Source organism: Bacillus cereus group sp. MYBKT111-2, assembly GCF_051915205.1.
GTDB classification, from domain to species: Bacteria; Bacillota; Bacilli; order Bacillales; family Bacillaceae_G; genus Bacillus_A; species Bacillus_A paranthracis.
This window is the reverse complement of sequence record NZ_JBQAEG010000002.1, coordinates 342,961-362,569: the sequence shown is the minus strand read 5'-3', so window position 1 is coordinate 362,569 and position 19,609 is coordinate 342,961. Positions and strand designations below refer to the sequence as shown.

Below are 19,609 nucleotides of genomic sequence, written 5' to 3'. Positions count from 1 at the left end.
CTCTTTTATATATTTACTTTATTTCCATACAGGATTAAGATGTTTTTTAGAAATGAAAAACTACACCATGTGGAAAAGCAATATGAATGAATTCAAAAGAAATTGGAAAGGAATGAGGAATTGTGAAGAAATTAGATGTGCTATTCATGCTATTGAGCGGCCTCTTTCCAGTTGCAGGAATTTTAAAGCAAATCCCACTAGAACAATCTTTATATATTGGAGGCCTTTTATTTTTTACTAGTTTCGGTAGTTATTTTGCGAAAAAAATATATTCACGTATATGTAGCTGGATAGCATATGCGCCATTTATTACACTATTGTTAGTTATTTGGCATCAAGATATTTCAACAAGTTCAATCATAGCGAATGCGAAAATCGCTGCTTGTATCGCTTTAATCCCATGTTTATTCCGTTTTCGTACATATGGGCTTACTTTCGGTTTATTCGCATTATGGGCCGCTTTACTATGGGATATGAAAGAAGTGCAATCGTTAGTCATACTTGAACGTATGTCGAGTTTAATGACAAGTAATTTCAAATATCTTATGCTTTTAGTTGGTGGACTTATATTAGGTGGATTAATTGCTATGTTATTACACCGTAAAGAAGAGGATTATAAAGAAAATATAACTTTATTTCAACAAAAAAAGAAACGTAAAAAGCAATCATTTAAGATTCCGATCCCAAGATTGCCGAAATTTAAGTTAAAATTATTTAAGTTTGGTGGAAAAGTACCGAAACAAAAAACGCCTGAAGAAATACGTGAGCATAATTACGAAGAACCAACTGCAGTTGCAACATATGAAATGGCAGAGCAAATACCTCAATATAAAGAAGAGACTGCTCAAGGACAAACGAGAATGGAACGTCGTAGAAATCGGTATAATGCATAATGAAGTTAAAAACCCCTTAATGATTAATCAATTTTAAGAAAAATCATTAAGGGGTTTTATGTTATTAAAAATAGATTGCTAAGGTGAAATTTATAGCATACTCTAAAGTTGAGGGCTTAAATAAAATAATAGGAGGACAAAATGTTTATTATTACAGATTTTCCGAATAGGAAAGCCCACTACGGTGCGATAGTGCCCCCTTTAGGGGTGGGATGATAGTGAGGTCAAATGCGATGTATAGATAAAATACCGAAAGTATGTTCTGTACATCGAGTATTTGAAATGGTATAATTTTCATAACAGACAAGTGAAAGTCTCTAAAACAATCTTGTTCTCTGAAAACAGAATACATATGAGGTTGGAGTAACAAATTCTTCTGCTCCGTAAAATGTATTGAGTCGTCAAGTACAAGACGCTAAAACACATTTGAGAACTCACAATCTGACTCGTTTGGTAATAGAACGAGTGCCGTATCTGCTAGATGCACTGGATATGGAGTGGTGATGGCACACCGCAATCTTGCACGTCAGCGATACTAGAAATAGACTTCGCCTTTGGTAGCAAGAATCCCACTGACGTTAGTCAGCTTGCGGCTTTAGCCGTGGGAGTGTCAAATGTTTATTGGGCTTTTGGAGGTAAGTGGGCGACAAATAGTGTCATTCCAACAAAAGCTGGAGAAAAGGCATTTACACCAGGTACAGGGATGACTTTGTTCATTGCGTTATTACTAAGTATGGCCGCAATAATTTTATTACAACAAACAAATATTGTTCATTTCGCATTTCCTAATATTATTGTTCAAATGGGATCCTGGGTTTGTATGGTTGTTTTTTTTATAAGAGTAATAGGTGAATTTCATTATTTTGGTATCTTCAAACGAAAAAAAGATACGCGTTTTGCTAGAATGGATACTGTTTTATTTATACCACTTTGTGCATTTCTATTTTTATCATTTTTACTCGCAATTATAATGTGAATAAAAAATAGTATCAGCTTTTTTCATATTAAATATAAACGTAAATTGGCAAGTGTAAAATCTAGTATTAATAAGAAGGATGTAAGCGCCTTTTTATCGAATTATAGATTATTATGAAAGGCGGGTGCACGATGAAGTATGTAAAAGTCAGTATGAATGGCGGAAGTGAACATAAATTCTCGATGACTTTAGAACGGTTTGAAGAACTTATTACAACAGAGAATGGACTATTAGAAAATAAATTAGTTAGTATTGAAAATGTAATGATTAATCCTACTAATATATCTTCTGTAGTTGAAAAAATTGGTGTACCGGCTAAGTTTATGGAAGCTTAAAAATCGGTACATAAAAAAACATCCACGGGGGATGTTTTTTTTTATGTATAAATATGTTAATTGTACAAGGGATTTATGAGGAGAATTTATAGTGATACTTCGTACATGCACAAAAAATAAGTACAAGCATATATTAGATAGTGGGACAAGACCTTCGTGTCCTACTTAATACTCAGAAAAACCTCTATCACATGAGAGCATCTGATTGCAGGGTGCTCTTTTTTTTATCCCACTTTATCCGGATCTTTAACTTTTAATTTTAAACATATCTTTGATGCTCATAAATATTAAAAATAAAATAATAGCAAAAATTAAGTTAGATAAATAGAAATCTTGATGAAATATTAATTCAAAGATGACATCAAAAGCAAATAAAAAGGCGATAGTAGGTAATATACAAATAAATATAAATCTCCAATTTTTTAGATAATGTTTATAATTAGGAAATACTTTCTCCATAAACATAGCTCCTACATTTTTTATTTTCTATATAATTATACATTTAAATAAAAGGATTTACAAAAGGTTATTTAGCAATCTTTCTAATACATGATTTGACTAAAAAACTTTTAAAGAGTAACACTTAAATGATACACTATAATCTACGTTATTTTTGAAATGAATAGAGGGGTTTACATGATAGATAAAATTAAAAATGCTGTAGAGGATATGCACGAAGATGAAGCAAAACATTTACTTCAAAGTATTCTAATCCAATTAAATTTATTAAAAGAAAACTATAGTGAAGATACTATTAAAAATTTGATGGATATTCCTAAGCAACTAACGAGTAATACATCTTATAAAAGAAATGTAAAAGAAGTCTCACACGTACATATTGCATTTGATGATTCAAAAGCTGGATGTTTAAAGCATATGCTTGGTCAAGAAGAACGATTGGAAGAGATGGTTGTTGCTTTTTCTGAATTCTTTTCAATTGGGCCGATAAATAAGTTACATATGAATGAAGGGCAACTAGCAAGACAGGAATGGTTAGTAAACAACTTAAATGCTTATGAAAATTATTTTGAAGAAGAGTATTTACCAAGGTTTTTAGAAACTATGGAAGAACTATACGCTATTCCTAGTGAAACGCCTATTACAATTTGGAAAGCCGATAACGCACATGAACATGTAGGTCTATGTTTTGTAATAGCGCAATTAAAAGATAAGAAAAATATTCGCGTTATGAATACATCTGAAGCAAGTAAAGAAATATTAAAACTAGAGTATGTGATTCGTGGAACAGGAGAGTTACCACCTGAAAGTTTAGCTCTAATTCAAAAAAGTTTTGTAAAATTGCCGTATTTAACTGTAGAGAATCGTCTGCAGTTTGAACATGAGTGGGATAGTCTCTCGAAAAGTACGGGATTTTTAAGAGTTTGGACAGACAATGAAGTGCGTTCTGTACAAGAAAATTATTTTGATCAATTTATTATTGAATGTGCGAAAAGTATAGGTGCTGATCAAGAATTCCTAAAAGCTCCTAGAGTAATTGGTGAAGCACTTGGTCTTGTAGAGCAATCAGTTGGCGATACGTTTTTAGAATATCGCTTAAAGGAATTAATTAAACAAGAAGTATTTGAATTTGAAGGTTCATTAGATGAAATGCGTTTCTATAGTGTGAAATTAAGAAAATAATACATCTATTCCGTTTATGAAGAAGCTCATATTTTTAAAATACGAGCTTTATTTTTTGTTGAATTTAGGCTATACATAAGCTTCCCAGAGAGGGCATATCACATATGAATGGTAAAGGTAATGAAAAGAAGGTGATTTATTAATATGTATAACCAACAAAATTATCCATATGATCAAGCGATGTATTATAATCCACAAAACTACGGGTATGAACCTACAAATGAAGTGAGAGATATTGAACAAGAAGATTACAGACCAGATGATGCGGAAGATGCTCCAACGTCACCACCTCCGTCACAAGCGCCGGCGTTACCGTCTACATTTGCTTCTCCTGCACAACCAGGTAATATGAAATCTTGGATGTGTAACTGTCTAGGAAGATGGGGCTATTTACGCTTACATCGTCCTGGTCCTTTCGGAAGGGATTTATGGTTCTTCCCGACCGAAGTGAGAAGAAATGGAGTATCAGGTTACACGTGGCAAGGTGGTCGTCGTCGTAAAATAAGTTATCGCTATCAACAAATTAGTAATTTCATGTGCTTCGCATAAAGAAAAGTGAGAGAGTAGAAAGATTTTACTCCCTCACTTTTTTATTTTTCAATATACGAAGTAAGGTTTTGATTAAAAAGTTACAATTTTCACGTTTTTATTAGCGTATAATGCATATGTTGGTTGTTTTTTTAAAACAAATGAGAGTGAGGGAATACAATGTCAATGAAAAATAAAGTTGGGCTAAGAATAGAGGATGGCATCAATTTAGCTTCAGCTCAGTTTAAAGAAGATGCATATGAAATTTATAAAGAATCTCGTAAAATGCAACCTATCTTATTTGTGAATAAAACTGAATTAGGTGCAGAGTGGCTTATTACAAGATATGAAGATGCTTTGCCGCTTTTAAAAGACAGTCGCTTAAAAAAAGATCCGGCCAATGTATTTTCTCAAGATACATTAAATGTGTTTCTTACTGTTGACAATAGTGATCATTTAACGACGCACATGTTAAATTCAGATCCACCTAACCACAATCGTCTGCGATCACTTGTGCAAAAAGTTTTCACACCGAAGATGATTGCACAACTGGAAGGAAGAATTCAGGATATTGCAGATGATTTATTGAACGAAGTTGAGCGGAAAGGTTCATTAAACCTTGTGGATGATTATTCATTTCCTTTACCAATCATTGTAATAAGTGAAATGCTCGGCATTCCAAAAGAAGATCAAGCGAAATTTAGAATTTGGTCGCATGCTGTCATTGCTTATCCAGAAACACCAGAAGAAATAAAAGAAACTGAAAAGCAACTATCTGAGTTTATTACATACCTTCAATATTTAGTTGATATGAAACGAAAAGAACCGAAAGAGGACTTGGTTAGTGCTTTAATACTTGCAGAAAGTGAAGGACATAAACTTAACGCTCGGGAACTATATTCAATGATAATGTTACTAATTGTTGCAGGGCATGAGACAACGGTAAATTTAATAACAAATACGGTATTAGCACTTCTTGAAAATCCGGATCAATTACAGTTATTAAAAGAAAATCCAAAGTTAATTGATGCAGCAATTGAGGAAGGATTACGATATTATTCTCCGGTTGAGGTTACAACTTCAAGATGGGCAGATGAACCTTTTCAAATTCACGATCAAACAATTGAAAAAGGAGATATGGTTGTCATTGCCTTAGCTTCTGCAAACCGTGATGAAACAGTATTTGAGAATCCAGAAGTATTCGATATTACTCGCGAGAACAATCGTCATATTGCCTTTGGTCATGGTAGCCATTTCTGCCTAGGTGCTCCACTTGCTAGGTTGGAAGCAAAAATTGCTATTACTACTTTGTTTGAGAGAATGCCAAAACTACAAATAAAAGGGAATCGTGAAGACATTAAATGGCAAGGTAATTATTTAATGCGTTCTTTAGAGGAATTACCATTAACATTCTAGAATATTTATTGTAAGACATGCATACATAGAAAATGATTTACATAGAGTATGTATGTGTAATTTAAATTCGAAACGGAAGGGTGAAAACATCCCAATGATCAACTAATTCTATTTGTAAGAGATCTTCGTTAAAAAACGAAATATTCTTCTGAATAGGATTAGTCTGTACATTTATAGAAAAGGGATGTATTTCGCTCTGCGAAAATATAGTCTTTTCATATGATTTGTGCTGCCTCCTGTTCAGAACATGAAATTGGGGGCTTTTTTATGTCGACAAATGTAGAAACGAAACAAAATAATGGGGTATCACAAGTATTAAAAAACCGGTTTGTACAGGGGATTCTAGCATCAGCATTATTTTTACAAATTGGAATATGGGTTCGGAACTTTGCGGTATTACTATATGTAATGGAAATGACAAAGGGTGATGCTTTTGCTATTTCGATGATTTCAGTGGCGGAGTTTGCTCCAATTTTCATCTTTTCCTTTATTGGTGGAACGTTTGCTGATAGGTGGAAGCCGAAGAGGACTATGATATGGTGTGAGACTTTAAGTTCTTTATCAGTATTTGCAGTATTAATTACTCTAATGTTTGGAACGTGGAAAATCGTGTTTTTTGTCACACTTATTTCTGCAATCCTTTCGCAATTTTCTCAGCCATCTGGCATGAAATTGTTTAAACAGCATTTATCGGCAGAACAAATTCAATTAGCAATGTCTATTTATCAAACAATATTTGCGATATTTATGGTGTTAGGACCGATTCTTGGAACATTTATTTTTCATAGTTTTGGAATTTATATTTCAATCATTATTACAGGTATCGCTTTTTTACTTGCAGCAGTTGTGTTGTTATTTCTTCCGAAAGATCTTGAGAATGATAATGAGAAGAAAGAAATCACTATATTACAGGAAATGCTTGATGGTATTAAATATGTGAAAAAGAAAAAAGCATTAACTTTGCTAGGGCTTTGTTTTATGGCAGCAGGACTAGGAATTGGTTTAATTCAGCCGTTAGGTATTTTTATTGTGACTGAGCAGTTAGGATTATCAAAAGAGAGTTTACAATGGTTACTAACAGTAAATGGTGCAGGAATGATTGTTGGCGGTGCTTTAGCGATGGTGTTTGCAAAAAATGTTGCGCCGCAAAAGATGTTAATTATCGGTATGCTTGGTCAGGCAATTGGCATCGGTATTATAGGTTATTCCACCAATTTATGGGTAACACTCATAGCACAACTTTTTAGCGGTTTAGCTCTTCCTTGTATTCAAATAGGTATTAATACGCTCATTATTCAAAATAGTGATACTGATTTTATTGGTCGTGTAAATGGCATTTTAAGTCCGCTATTCACCGGTTCAATGGTAGTAACAATGAGTATTGCTGGTTCATTAAAAGAAATGTTCTCATTAAGTACGATGTACGAAGGCACAGCTTTACTATTTATAATTGGATTATTATTTATTTTACCTATATACAATTTAAAGCCAGTTATAGCAGTAGAGAGTGAAATGAATAGGAAAGGAAGTGCTGTGCAACATGAATCCTAATCCAAATGTTAAATACCCTATTGAAGGAAATAAAAATGTTCACTTTATAAAAAATACAATAACGAAAGCTAATATACTCGCCGGAGACTATTCATATTATGATGCGAAAGATGGAGAAACATTTGAAGATCGAGTATTACATCATTATGAATTTCTTGGAGATCGCCTTATCATTGGAAAGTTTTGTTGTATTGCAAATGGAGTTACCTTTATTATGAATGGAGCGAATCATCGGATGGATGGATTTTCGGCATATCCATTTAATATATTTGGAAATGGGTGGGAGAAGTATACACCTAATTTGTCTGATTTACCTTACAAAGGTGATACAGTTATAGGAAATGACGTTTGGATCGGTATGGATACAACAATTATGCCTGGAATAAAAATAGGGGATGGTGCAATAATAGCAGCTAAATCGGTTGTGACTAGAGACGTTGCACCATATACAATTGTTGGTGGAAACCCTGCAAATAAAATAAAGGAACGATTTACAAATACAATAATAGAGGAGTTATTGCAAATTCAATGGTGGCATTTTGATATTGAAAAAATAACTGAAAATATAGGTGCTATTGTACAAGGAGATATAGAGCCATTAAGAAAGCTAAAAAGGTAATAAAAAATGCATAACAAAAAGTATCATACCTCCGAATTTTGTTAATGATAATAGAACAAGGAGGTGTGATACTATGGCACAAGACGTTTTATGTGAAGTAAACAACTGTAAATTTTGGGCTAACGGTAATAAATGTAGCGCAGACGCAATTTATGTAGTAAGTCATAAAGGAAAACAAGCATCGACTACAGAAGAAACAGATTGCAAAACTTTCGATCCGGAAGTATAAATTTTTGAAGGGTAGCCAAATCGTGGTTGCCCTTTTATTAATTATAGTATTGATAATAAATCTCATTTTCATTCATTGTTTTTAACTTTTCTTTTATTTTTTCATATTTTCTTCATAAGTGATGTAATCCAGAGCAATTCATGTTCGATACGTGATTTACTAAATTCAATGACTTCTGTAATAAAAGATGAGTTAGCATCTAGAGATTGAATAGCAGTAAGTTGTTTATGTAGTATGTCTTGGCGTATTGTTAAAATTTCTTTTCTAGCTTCATAATCAAGTTTTTCAAATAGCGCGATACGAACAAGAAATTCTATATTGTTTGTCGCGAGTTTTTCGGGAAACTCGCGCAACATTTCAGAAGAATTTCTTCTCCTGTTTCAGTAATTTCATACATATTTCGGTTTGGTTTTCCGACTTGTGTATGTACCTTTTTCGTTATAGCCCCCATATTCTCAAAACGTCGAAGAGAAGGATAAAGCATATTATGATTTAATTCAAAATTCTTACCTATTCGCTTAAAACTCAATAAACTGTTCAGCAAGGTACAAATTTACTGTACCTTGTTTTTTTATTTCTTAATTGTAAAATTTTAGTTGGTTATTTAGTATGGAAGTGTGTGAATAAGAGTAGAGGAGGATGCTTATGTTAACGTGTAATGGAAGTAAGACGTTCCAAACATTTATTAAAGCTGTAACGGATTTAATAAATAGTAATTTGTTAGAAGATCAAATTGTTTGTGGCATTGAAAAATTATTAGAAGAACTTTTAGAAAAGAAAACATGGCTTCCGTTAGAAAAACAGAAGGCGAATTCGGCTCAATATGCACGACACTTGCTTTATGAAGATCCTTTAAATCGTTTTGAAGTATTAGCTCTTGTATGGAAAGATGGACAATCGACTCCTTTGCATGATCATGATGGCACATGGGGAGTAGAAGGCGTATTTACAGGAAGAATAATGGTGCAGAACTTTATACAAACGAAGCAGTTTGAAAATTCACTTGTTTATTTAACTCATACAGGAAATCTTTATTTGGGAGAAGGAGAAACAGATAAAGTCATTCCACCAGCTGATTGTCATATTCTTGAAATAGCAGAAAATGAAAGCGTTGTCACTATTCATGTTTACGGAAAACGTTTAGAAAAGTTTAAAATATATGTCCCAACTGAAGATAAGAATGTGTACATGTGTGAGACGAAATATATTCGTTATAGTTCATAGTTTAAAATCAGAAGCTTTTCTTTAAAAAGAAAAGCTTCTGATTTTATTTTTAATTATTTCTTGACCTGAAACGCTTTTCATAAATTATAACTAAAGAGAACCTCACGAGACCAGTGTGAAAACGATACCTTGAATATAGGTAGAACTCGTGTATTTTAGAAAGTGGTGAAGAAATAATGAAATTAATAGCAATTGATTTAGATGGAACCCTTCTTTCAGGGAATAAAATGATTAGTACAGAGAATGCAAAAGCAATTCGAGCATGTCAAGAAGCGGGCCATGTTGTAGCGATTTGTACAGGACGTTCTATTGTCGATATTGAACGATTATTGTTAGAAGCTGATTTAGAGTGTCCGATCATTGCAGAAAATGGTGCACTTATATATAAAGATAAAAAAATGATGAAAAGATATCCAATTCAAAATATGCAGGCACTTAAAATAGTAGAATATCTTGAAGAGAATGGTTTATATTATCAACTTTATACAGATAAAGGCGTATATGTTCCAGAATATGGAGTGGAAAGTGTACGCAGGGAAATTGAGGATTTGAAAAATTCAAAAACAAATGTGGATATACAAGAATTAGAAACAATTGCAGCATTATACCTTGAGCATACAGCATTTCATAGTACGGAAAGTTGCAAGTCAATTGTAGAAACAGAAATACACGTGCATAAATTGTTGCCATTTTCTTATGATATAGAGAAATTAAAAAAACTAAAAGAAACATTTCTTCATAATTCAGATTTAGCAATTACATCTTCATATTGGCACAATTTAGAGATTAATCATCGAGATGCTCAAAAAGGGAATGGATTATACACTTTAGCTGAATATCTTAATATTCCAGTTGAAAATACTGTTGCGATAGGTGATGGGCTAAACGATGTTTCTATGATGGAAAAAGCGAACATTTCAATTGCAATGGGAAATGCTGTTGAAGAAATAAAAGTGATGTGTAAATATGAAACATTATCTAATGAAGAACATGGTGTTGCACATGCTTTATATAAATATGTAATGTAACATAAAAAGAAAAAAAGAATCTACTATGTAATATTAAAGTAGGTTCTAACACACAAAGCTTTTATAAGCCTTTATGTTAATAAAATGTTGCACATTTTATTAACGGAAATACATCACTAATTTCTAGTGGTGTATTTTTCTTTTAGAAGACCTCTTTATGACCTCATTTGCTACCACAACAAAAAAATAGATTTACTACAGCATTCAATTTTTGTATAATTAAAATAGAATATTCTGGAAACAAAAACTTTTAATGAGGTGTGTTTATGAAAATATACACAGTCAAAGAAGTGTCCTCCCTCATAGGGAAGCATGAAGAAACGATTAAAAGGTGGATACGTTCTGGTAAGCTGCCTAATTCATATCGCAATAGTGATAAAGAAGGATGGCGGATACTTGAAAGTGATTTGCTTCATATTACAGAGATCGTTCCCACAAAAGAAGAACCCCATCAAGAATCCCACATAAAGTCATTTGAAAATGAAGAAGCTACGCTAATAAAATTAGCATACGAAGCTGTTACACTTACCTCACCTACGAAAGAAATTCATTCAGTCTTATCTATTGTTGGAATTAAACGTACTTTAGAAATACTACTTATTATGCAGCAGTCTACTACAAAAGTGAAAAACCCTGATGGATTTATTAAAAAAGCGATTCGTGAAAATTGGAGTCCAACTACTCTTCTCGTTAAAATACCTAAAAAACAAAACAAACACTTATCTGATCTTACACAGCAAGACTACGATGCGATGCAAAACAAAGCAGAAAACACATACCAATCAAAGATTGCACTCTACAACTGGTTAGAAGATTAATTTTATTTAAAGTTGCTGGAAGGTGATTTGCACAATGGGCCAAGGATATTATTATGCATATTGTCCGAAGGATGTTGAGAGTCGATATGAATTGCTAGTTTTTAATAGTAATAATGAACCATTTTTGCCTTTAACGGACTTTTACCAAGATAGTATAGGAAGAATATCGAAAAGTTCAGCTTTATCTTATTTACAATGTCTGTTACCTTTTTTTTATTGGTTAGAACAGCATAGCAACTATCAAGAAAGACATGTGAAATGGGATGATTCACCAGAAATTATACGAATAGCCATTGAAGATTATTTAAAAAGCGAAATGGAATGTAGAGTTCGTGAAAAGGATAGTTTTTGCTTTGTTAATCTAACAAACAAAAGCCCCAATACCGTAAATCTTTTTTTATCTGCGATTAAATCATTCTATAAATCGCTTATTCGTTTAGACGAGTATAATCATCCTAATCCATTAATAGATTCCGAAGCAATTCTCAATGACTATCGTAGTCATGTTGAAGGTGTTAGAAAGGACAAACCACGCATGCCCGCTATTAGCGGAACAGAAGAACCTTTAGAACATCGTAGATTAACGGATTCTTATTTCAAAATTATCAATGATGAATGGCAACCTAAGATTATTGACGATCCCCACTTACCCTTTCAAGTCTATCAAGCGGGGAAAAATATAAATTGGTCTCAAAGAGAAACGGTTATATCACGAATGCTTTTTGAAACTGGAGCTAGGGCTTCTGAAATCATTGAATTAACAATTGGAGATTATCGTTCAAGAAAAAGTCATCAAGAAGTCATTACATTCAGTAAAGGTAGCTATGGAAGAAAGGTAAAGTTTCTTCGATTTAGCAAAGACACTGTAAAACGCCTTTTTCAATATATTAATACCGAAAGAATGAAATATGATATAAACCATTTTAATTATGAACAACTATCTGATGAAGCTCCTATATTCCTTTCAGAGTTTGGTACACCTTTAACGTATCATGCTTGGTACTATCATTGGAACAAAGCAATGACAAATGGCGATATTAAGTTGAATCCACATAAAGCAAGGCATTGGTTTGTCACAACTAGACTTAGAGAGATTCATAACATTTCTAAATATGATTCCGAAATCCACCAACGAAAGAATGAACTTATTAAGTATATGAAATGGAAAAATCCAGATACCATTAGAGTGTATGAGCATTATTTCGATGAGGAAAAACATCGAGAATCACATGACCAAATGTTTGAAAATATGCAAAAAAATGAAATCGAATATGAACAAAGTAAAAAAATGAAGAAAAACATCGAATTCCAACATACAACAATTGAAGTCCAAAAAGAAATAGATCATGATTTACAAGAACTGTTAGAAGGGTTGGAGTAAGTATGTCAACAATAATTAGAGATGTACCAAATAATGAATGGTATGATAAGTTAAAGGAAAAAGTGGACGGAAAAATTCTTCACTTAAAAGACTCAAGAGGTATTTTTCTTTTAGATAAATTAGATGAAAGAAACTTAAAGTATTTCTTGAGTGCTTGTGTTAATAAACCTTGGGCAAATCATCTCTTATTAGGGATACTTACTAGTGCGGATAAAAATCTAGATTCGCATACAATTAGAAATACATTAATAAATGCTAATCCAAGATTCCAAGATATTTTTTTAGCATTTAACTTGAATACGATGTCAGAATTTGATGTTATGGAACATTTGTATAAATATTTTAAAGGAACAATTTATCCCGAACATTCCAATTCTATGAGAATGAGTTTTTTTAAAAATTATAGAGCACTTTCCTCTCAAATGAAAAAGTGGTTAACTCATAAATTATCAATCGAACAACAAGAATATTTTGAGCAATTTCTTTTTCCTATACCTTTATTTAACTCAAATGATTTTCTATTTGAAAAATTAGCGACGGAACAGGCACAAAATAGTCGGAAAGATGAAACAGATGCTATAGTTCCTTTTCTACCCAAAATCCGATCGGAAGCCCATTTCCGCTGGAATCAAATAAAACGTATAAGGGAAAGTTTTCAAAAAACAATAGAACGTGTTGAGGAACAAAACTTATCTCTTCCACTGGAATTTCATTACGAAGAACCGACACGAATTGGAGAACGTTTTTATTTTCGTTTATGGGATAAGCAGTCATTTGTATTACACCACGAAGAATACTTCCCCAAAACAGTAGTTAAACAAGCACAAGAACGTAAATCAACCTATTCGAAAAATAATAATCACCACTTTTTAGAATTTGTAAAATCTGAACCTTTAGATGAAGATGACGAAGTAGATGGATTATGGTTTACTGATTTAATTGAAAATGATGTTCTAGGAAATTTATTTCAAAGGGCCAACAAAGAAGAAATAAAACAAAAACAAGACTTTCTAAAATTGTGGGGGTATATGGATAAGAATTCTGAAAGTAAATCCCCTCCGTTTGCTAGTGGTCATAAAGATATAATTAGTTTTTCTGCTTTTTTAGGTCGTTATAGGAATAATGTAAAAGGTGTTTTTTTTGATGTAGAACCTTTTTATGCTGGATGTACATTTGGTTTATTGGCGATAGATATTCTTACAACAACAGGAGCAAGAATAAATGAACTATTACAAATTAGCAACACGAAAGAATGTATACAAACTAAATTGGTAAAAGAAAAACTTCATTATTCATTTTATGCGATTCCAAAAGGAAGAGATATTGTAGAAGAATTTTATGTGAGTAAACAAACAATGCAAATTATCCAAACTGTTTCACGAATGCTAAAGGATCATTATGGAGGAAAAATTCCCAGTGTTGAATATCGTCATGATAGAAAGCACTTGTTTCCAGGAGAAAAGCCTTATTATTTTCAATATAATCATAAAGCTTTTAAGATTCATGCAGTGTATGCCTGTATTCGATTTCTACTACACGGGTTAAGATTTGAAACACAAGAGGGCTCTCCTGTAATTGTAAAAACACATTTGTTACGGCATGCATTTGCAACAGAAGCTGTACAACGTCAAAAGATGCCTATTGATATTTTGGCGAAAATTCTGCATCAACGAGACTTAGTGGTAACTGAATACTATTCGGCTCCAACTCCAAGTCAAATTGCTGAATCGGTCGGTGAACTTCAAGATGTAATTTCTAGCTATATTGACATAGATGATGCTTTACTACGAAGTCCAGTAGAACTTCAAAAAGAACTTACAGAGTATAGTGAAAAAGTTGGAGTTTTTAATAACGTTTTAGGCGGCACTTGTGTGACAGATTATGTATGTCCGACGAAGATGGCATGTTTAGGGTGCAAAGCAAAAATCCCACAACCAGAACAAGAACATGAACTATTAGAAGCTATTAAGGTTGCAGAGGACATGGAAAAACGTTTCAAAAAAATTGGGCTCGAAATTGAAGTAAGAAAAGCAAAAGAAATGCGGAAACAAGCTAAAATTGAATTAAAAGAAATTGATTTAATCAAAAAATATAGAGAGGAACAGAGATATGAACCAGTTATCAAATCTAACACCTTCTGGTAGTCGTTCTTGGTTGAGGTCTGTTCACGAACAAAGAAAAAATCGTTCTATTCAATTAGGTATGTTGACAATTGATACTCTCATTTCAAATGGAATTCCTGTAACATACAAAAACATTCATGAGAAATCAAAAGAACTTGATGTAACAGGAAAAGGTATCCATTCTAATACAATAAAAAGAAATGAGGAACTGTATTCTTATTACAAACAATATAGTAAGACTTTTAAAATAAAACAAAACAAGAAAAAGACTGCACCACAAACCACATTTGATGAATCGACTATAAGAAACATTTCACCTAGTCGCAATATTTTAAAAGTAAGAAGTAAATATATGAAATTATCTAAAGAAGAACTTGTAGATAAACTTATTCAGACGGAACAATACCTTGCTCGTAATCATCAAAAGTGGGTTACAGGTCATTTTGAAATGTTTAAATAATTAGTTATTTAATGAAGAATAACTTCTCGGAATTTTTTTCATTGTATAAATGTAAAATAACAATAAAGTTATTAAATTTTAAAAGCTCAAATAAATATAACCCCGTTCTAAATTTAGGACGGGGTTATACTTAAAGTTGTTTAATTTTTGATGTAAGATATTTCACTACACTAAAAAAAATAACGATAAAGTCATTTGAAAATCTAAGTTTTATTCAACAATAGCGGCCCAGTCAAGTTCAGCTATTTCTTCTTGAACGCTTATACATATTCATAGTAACCAACCAGCTAATGACGATGATCCCCGCAAAAAGAAATAGCATATTACTGTACAAATGAGTGGATGGATCAGCATTTATAGGTAACAATTTTCGATCTAGCAAACCTATCGATAATAATCCACCTACAATTGCAATACCCATTCCTTCTGATAAAAAGCTTGTAAAATTAAGCAAACTCATTCCAGCACCAGCTTCCTTTTGTTCCAAACTACTTGAAACAATGGTGGAGATAACTGTTTTCGTAAAAGAAAGCCCTCCAAAAACAAAAATTAATATACTTGTCATGAGCCATGGTGTTGTTTCTATAAAAAGGGCAGCTACTAAAAAGCTGATAGAAAGAAATGCAACTCCAGTTGTTAACACAAATAAAGAGCCTTTCTTATCAACAAGAACTCCACCAATATAACCAAAAACAATAACACTCATTGCACCAGGGAAAATAATCCCACTTCCAATTGCAGCAGTACTTAATTGATACACATCTTTCATCATATAAGGAACCATAGAAAGAAATCCTGCTACAGTTCCAAATATAAGTCCTCCACAAATGATTCCAATCATAAATGGGACATTTCTTCCTAGCGCAGGATCAACAAAAGGATTAGATACTTTCCTAATATGTTTAACAAATATCAGGAAACATATAATGCTAACGATTAGAAAGGAAATTCTATAAGATGTCGTAAACATCATAAAAAATACAATACCTACGGACATGAATATTATCCCTACAGTATCAAAAGAGCCTTTTATTACGTCTTCCTGTTTCATTAATTTTGCAAGGAATGGAACAGTGATAATCGTCACAAGTGGTAAAAGCAGTAAATAAGACCAATGGATATATTCAGCAATCACTCCACCAATAAATGGTCCTACACCTTCTCCCATTGCTACAATGGACCCAATAAGTCCAAATGCTTTACCCCTATCTTCTTTTGGGATATAGCGCGCCACAACAACCATCACAAGTGCTGGAAATGCAGCTGCACCCGCGCCCTGGATAAGCCGAGCCAAAATAATTACAGAAAAGAACGAATGCCCAACAAATCCGATAACTGATCCGATGCAGTTCACTATAATTCCAAATAGGAGTAGCTTTTTGATGCCTAGCTGATCCGATAGCTTTCCATATATAGCTGTTCCTATGGAAAAAGTTAATATGAACGCTGTGTTTACCCAGTTTACACTTGCTGGTTCCTTATTAAAATCGCTAGCAATATCAGGTAATGAAACATTTAAAACCATTTCATTTAAAACGCTGAAAAAAGAAAGAACACAAAGCCATAATAAAACTTGATTATGACGTGAATTTGACTGTGAATGAGATGTATTCACATTTAACCCTCCAATAAATAATGAGGGTAGACGTAGTTTATAGGGTCATTGATACGCTTTCCCTCTTTAAATGTACCCAATTATATTTATTGCACTTCATAAATAACTCCTCCTAAATTTGATTTGTATATTTTATCACATATAGCTTAAAATGACTCTCATTTTTTTAGCAACTTTATTATTTTTTAAACGACTTTATTGTAAATCAAGCAACTTTTTCGTCACTTTACAATAAAATTATTTATGATAAAACTCAAATGTTGTAGTAGTAAATGAGGTCATGTAGAGGTCTTTTAAAAGAAAAATACACCACTATTCAATAGTGATGTACTTTCCTTAATAAAATGTGTAACATTTTATTGAATCCCTTGTTTATTATAGGACTTACTAATCATCTGTCCTTTTAATAAAACAATTGGATTCTTTTTTTCTTTTTATTAGGGGTAAGGTATTCTATGAGATTCATAGAAGCCTTATTACAATTTATTATATAGAATTTATTGGAATAAATGTTTATATTTTTCATAAAAATTGTGAATTTTTTATGAACTTTGTATTTTTATACGTTTATTAGTAGCGTATTTAATTTTCAAGACAAAATTCGGTGGATATAAAGAGGAATTTCAGTTACCTAAACAATCAATAAGTGATGAACACCCCTATTAATTAAAGGGACATTTAATATACTCATTCTTTTTTGTATTTAATTGAAAAATAAAATTTATTCAAATAATTATTCTGCAGCTATATACCTATACTAGCTTTCTTCGTATAATGAAGAAGTATGAATTTTACATATTGAGGTGAAAAAGGAATGAATTCGCGGCTAATGGAACTTATTGATGTGAGTACAATAGAAACCATGGCAGAACACTTTTATAAATTAACTAACATATCACATCAACTCCTTGATGCTGACAAAGAGTGTATTTTTTCATTTGGAATGAAAGAAATAAAAAGAAGTAAACTTCCAAAGATTGAAATCCCCATCTTCTTATCCAATCAACATTTAGGATCTTTTGTCGTATGGTCCAAAAAAAGCGAAATTTTCAGTTGTCAAAAATACTTTGAAATGCTCTCGAGTTTAATTTTAGATGGTGCAATAAAAGTAATTCAAAGTAAAAATACAACGTTGCTTTCTCAGAAAGAGGAGGAACTACATACAATTTTACAAAATATGCCTGTTATGGTCGATGCGCTTGATTATAATGGAGATTTTGTTTTATGGAATCGAGAATGTGAAATTGTAACAGGTTATACCGCTGAAGAAATAATTGGAAATCCAAATGCACTTCAATTATTATACCCTGACCATAATTATCGCCATCAAATACAAAATAAATTTCTAACTTACGGAAAAAATTTCAGAGATTGGGAAATGCACTTAACATGTAAAAATGGCGAAATCAAAACGATAATGTGGTCAAATATATCAGAACAGTTTCCAGTAACAGGATATAGTTATTGGGCTGTTGGTGTAGATATTACACATTTAAAAGCGATAGAAGAGCAGTTAAAACAACAAACGTCTGAATTGGAATTGATTTTTAAAGCTTTACCAGATTTATGTTTCTTAACAGAAGATGATGGAACAATTATAGATTACAAAGCAGGCTCTCCTACAAAGTTTTACGTACCTGCAGAAGCTTTTATGGGAAAAAAGTTTTACGATGTCTTACCATCTCCAGTAGCACAGCAGTTTCAGGAAGCCATTAGTCAAGTGAAGGAAAAAGGAACGAATGTAATAGTAGAATATCCACTTACACTTAATGGTAGTGTTGACTTCTTTGAAGCAAGGTGCTTACCATTATTACAGGATAAAATTATGATTATCGTACGCGATATTACAGAGCGAAAAAAGACAGAAGAATTGCTAAATAAATCAGATACGCTTGCAGCAATTGGACAATTAGCGGCTGGTGTAGCTCATGAAGTAAGAAATCCGTTAACTGTAATTAAAGGGTTTATTCAATTATTCCAAATTAATAAAGAAGATCAAGAAAAATATTTTAATCTTATGCTTTCTGAAATTGAACGGATAGAAGCAATCCTTCAAGAGTTTCTATCCATTGCTAAAACGGATGAAATAAATACAGAAAAGAAAAATATTTATCAAATTTTTAAAAATGTCGTATCGCTAATGAATACAAAGGCAATTATGACGAATATTCAAGTTGAACTATTTACAGATACCAAAGATATAATTATTGAATGCTCAGAAAATCAATTGAAACAAGTATTTATTAACGTTTTGCAAAATTCGATCGAAGCTATGCCAGATGGCGGAAGAATTTCAATTCATATAAAAGAAATTGGTAAAGATGGTATCATTATTAGTGTAATTGATAAAGGAATAGGAATACCTGAAGAAAGAATTAAAAGATTAGGTGAACCATTCTATAGTACGAAAGAAAAAGGTACCGGTATTGGATTGATGTTAAGTTATAAAATTATTGAAAGTCATCAAGGGAATATAAGTATTATGAGTGAGGTTGGTGTCGGGACAACAGTAACGATTTACTTGCCAAAAATGCAGAGTAAAAAGCCTTTATCAAATTATGATGATAGATTAGAATCAATACGTTCAATTATTAATTCTTAAATACCCAATAACGAAAAGTCAAGCTTTTCGTTATTGGGTATTTTTGTATTAAATTTAGAAAACTTTACCTTTTCTTTAGACTTGCTTTAATTTCTATTAAGTTTTTATCAATATATTAGTATTTGTGCAAAGTAATGTATAGAAAACGTGCATTACTTTTAATATATAGA

19 protein-coding genes and 1 pseudogene are annotated in these 19,609 nt (G+C 32.2%); 16 read left to right on the top strand and 4 right to left on the bottom strand.

The features are described 5' to 3' along the window. Positions 1–122: 122 nt before the first annotated feature. The 3 genes from ACTFNE_RS07135 (at position 123) to ACTFNE_RS07125 (ending at position 2,204) form a co-directional block, all read left to right on the top strand. Positions 123–893, top strand: a complete 771-nt coding sequence (locus ACTFNE_RS07135) for a DUF3959 family protein (protein ID WP_270706346.1) — start codon at positions 123–125, stop codon at positions 891–893. A 481-nt stretch (positions 894–1,374) separates the two neighbouring features. After that, positions 1,375–1,869: a DUF3995 domain-containing protein gene (locus ACTFNE_RS07130; RefSeq protein WP_270704795.1), complete on the top strand. Its 495-nt coding sequence runs from the start codon at positions 1,375–1,377 to the stop codon at positions 1,867–1,869. A 131-nt stretch (positions 1,870–2,000) separates the two neighbouring features. Further along, positions 2,001–2,204, top strand: a complete 204-nt coding sequence (locus ACTFNE_RS07125) for a hypothetical protein (protein WP_000878375.1) — start codon at positions 2,001–2,003, stop codon at positions 2,202–2,204. A gap of 246 nt (positions 2,205–2,450) precedes the next feature. On the opposite strand, the gene ACTFNE_RS07120 is transcribed toward ACTFNE_RS07125, so the two are convergent. Continuing rightward, positions 2,451–2,663, bottom strand: coding sequence for a hypothetical protein (locus ACTFNE_RS07120; protein WP_000416564.1), 213 nt, complete (start codon positions 2,661–2,663; stop codon positions 2,451–2,453). Positions 2,664–2,840: 177 nt separating this feature from the next. Between ACTFNE_RS07120 and ACTFNE_RS07115 the strand changes: the two genes are divergently transcribed. The 6 genes from ACTFNE_RS07115 (at position 2,841) to ACTFNE_RS07090 (ending at position 8,188) form a co-directional block, all read left to right on the top strand. Beyond that, positions 2,841–3,845: a DUF1835 domain-containing protein gene (locus ACTFNE_RS07115; protein ID WP_270704796.1), complete on the top strand. Its 1,005-nt coding sequence runs from the start codon at positions 2,841–2,843 to the stop codon at positions 3,843–3,845. A gap of 144 nt (positions 3,846–3,989) precedes the next feature. Then, positions 3,990–4,394 (top strand): hypothetical protein, encoded by a 405-nt coding sequence (locus ACTFNE_RS07110; protein ID WP_270704798.1) that lies wholly within the window; start codon positions 3,990–3,992, stop codon positions 4,392–4,394. Positions 4,395–4,553: 159 nt separating this feature from the next. Continuing rightward, the gene (cypA, locus tag ACTFNE_RS07105; protein WP_098946895.1) at positions 4,554–5,789 is read left to right on the top strand and encodes a cytochrome P450; all 1,236 of its coding nucleotides are present in this window, start codon (positions 4,554–4,556) and stop codon (positions 5,787–5,789) included. A 267-nt stretch (positions 5,790–6,056) separates the two neighbouring features. Continuing rightward, the gene (locus ACTFNE_RS07100; protein ID WP_270704801.1) at positions 6,057–7,340 is read left to right on the top strand and encodes an MFS transporter; all 1,284 of its coding nucleotides are present in this window, start codon (positions 6,057–6,059) and stop codon (positions 7,338–7,340) included. Beyond that, positions 7,330–7,959: a Vat family streptogramin A O-acetyltransferase gene (locus tag ACTFNE_RS07095; protein WP_001069219.1), complete on the top strand. Its 630-nt coding sequence runs from the start codon at positions 7,330–7,332 to the stop codon at positions 7,957–7,959. The genes ACTFNE_RS07100 and ACTFNE_RS07095 overlap by 11 nt, the downstream gene beginning before the upstream one ends. 73 nt (positions 7,960–8,032) lie before the next feature. Continuing rightward, positions 8,033–8,188, top strand: a complete 156-nt coding sequence (locus ACTFNE_RS07090) for a DUF1540 domain-containing protein (RefSeq protein ID WP_000046091.1) — start codon at positions 8,033–8,035, stop codon at positions 8,186–8,188. Between the two features lie 101 nt (positions 8,189–8,289). On the opposite strand, the pseudogene ACTFNE_RS07085 reads toward ACTFNE_RS07090, so the two are convergent. Next, positions 8,290–8,741 (bottom strand): annotated as a pseudogene (locus ACTFNE_RS07085) (PadR family transcriptional regulator). Between the two features lie 92 nt (positions 8,742–8,833). On the opposite strand from ACTFNE_RS07085, the gene ACTFNE_RS07080 reads away from it, so the two are divergent. The 6 genes from ACTFNE_RS07080 to ACTFNE_RS07055 all read left to right on the top strand — a co-directional run bounded on the left by ACTFNE_RS07080 (position 8,834) and on the right by ACTFNE_RS07055 (position 15,222). Further along, on the top strand, positions 8,834–9,412 hold the full coding sequence (locus ACTFNE_RS07080; RefSeq protein WP_270704802.1) for a cysteine dioxygenase family protein: 579 nt from the start codon (positions 8,834–8,836) through the stop codon (positions 9,410–9,412). A 176-nt stretch (positions 9,413–9,588) separates the two neighbouring features. Next, entirely contained in the window at positions 9,589–10,440 is an 852-nt protein-coding gene (locus tag ACTFNE_RS07075) for a Cof-type HAD-IIB family hydrolase (protein WP_270704803.1), read from the top strand. Between the two features lie 266 nt (positions 10,441–10,706). Continuing rightward, on the top strand, positions 10,707–11,258 hold the full coding sequence (locus ACTFNE_RS07070; protein WP_000708737.1) for a helix-turn-helix domain-containing protein: 552 nt from the start codon (positions 10,707–10,709) through the stop codon (positions 11,256–11,258). A gap of 34 nt (positions 11,259–11,292) precedes the next feature. Next, entirely contained in the window at positions 11,293–12,639 is a 1,347-nt protein-coding gene (locus ACTFNE_RS07065; RefSeq protein ID WP_000529730.1) for a tyrosine-type recombinase/integrase, read from the top strand. 2 nt (positions 12,640–12,641) lie between these two features. Then, complete coding sequence (locus ACTFNE_RS07060; protein WP_000104012.1) at positions 12,642–14,783, top strand: site-specific integrase; 2,142 nt, start codon at positions 12,642–12,644, stop codon at positions 14,781–14,783. Then, entirely contained in the window at positions 14,749–15,222 is a 474-nt protein-coding gene (locus ACTFNE_RS07055) for a hypothetical protein (RefSeq protein ID WP_001072817.1), read from the top strand. The genes ACTFNE_RS07060 and ACTFNE_RS07055 overlap by 35 nt, the downstream gene beginning before the upstream one ends. A gap of 238 nt (positions 15,223–15,460) precedes the next feature. On the opposite strand, the gene tet is transcribed toward ACTFNE_RS07055, so the two are convergent. Continuing rightward, positions 15,461–16,837, bottom strand: coding sequence for a Tet(L)/Tet(K)/Tet(45) family tetracycline efflux MFS transporter (tet, locus tag ACTFNE_RS07050; RefSeq protein ID WP_001097891.1), 1,377 nt, complete (start codon positions 16,835–16,837; stop codon positions 15,461–15,463). A gap of 37 nt (positions 16,838–16,874) precedes the next feature. After that, positions 16,875–16,937, bottom strand: coding sequence for a tetracycline resistance efflux system leader peptide (locus ACTFNE_RS07045; RefSeq protein ID WP_106081929.1), 63 nt, complete (start codon positions 16,935–16,937; stop codon positions 16,875–16,877). 714 nt (positions 16,938–17,651) lie between these two features. Here ACTFNE_RS07045 and ACTFNE_RS07040 point away from each other — a divergent pair. Beyond that, the gene (locus ACTFNE_RS07040) at positions 17,652–19,439 is read left to right on the top strand and encodes a PAS domain-containing sensor histidine kinase (RefSeq protein WP_046199164.1); all 1,788 of its coding nucleotides are present in this window, start codon (positions 17,652–17,654) and stop codon (positions 19,437–19,439) included. Positions 19,440–19,609 lie beyond the last annotated feature (170 nt).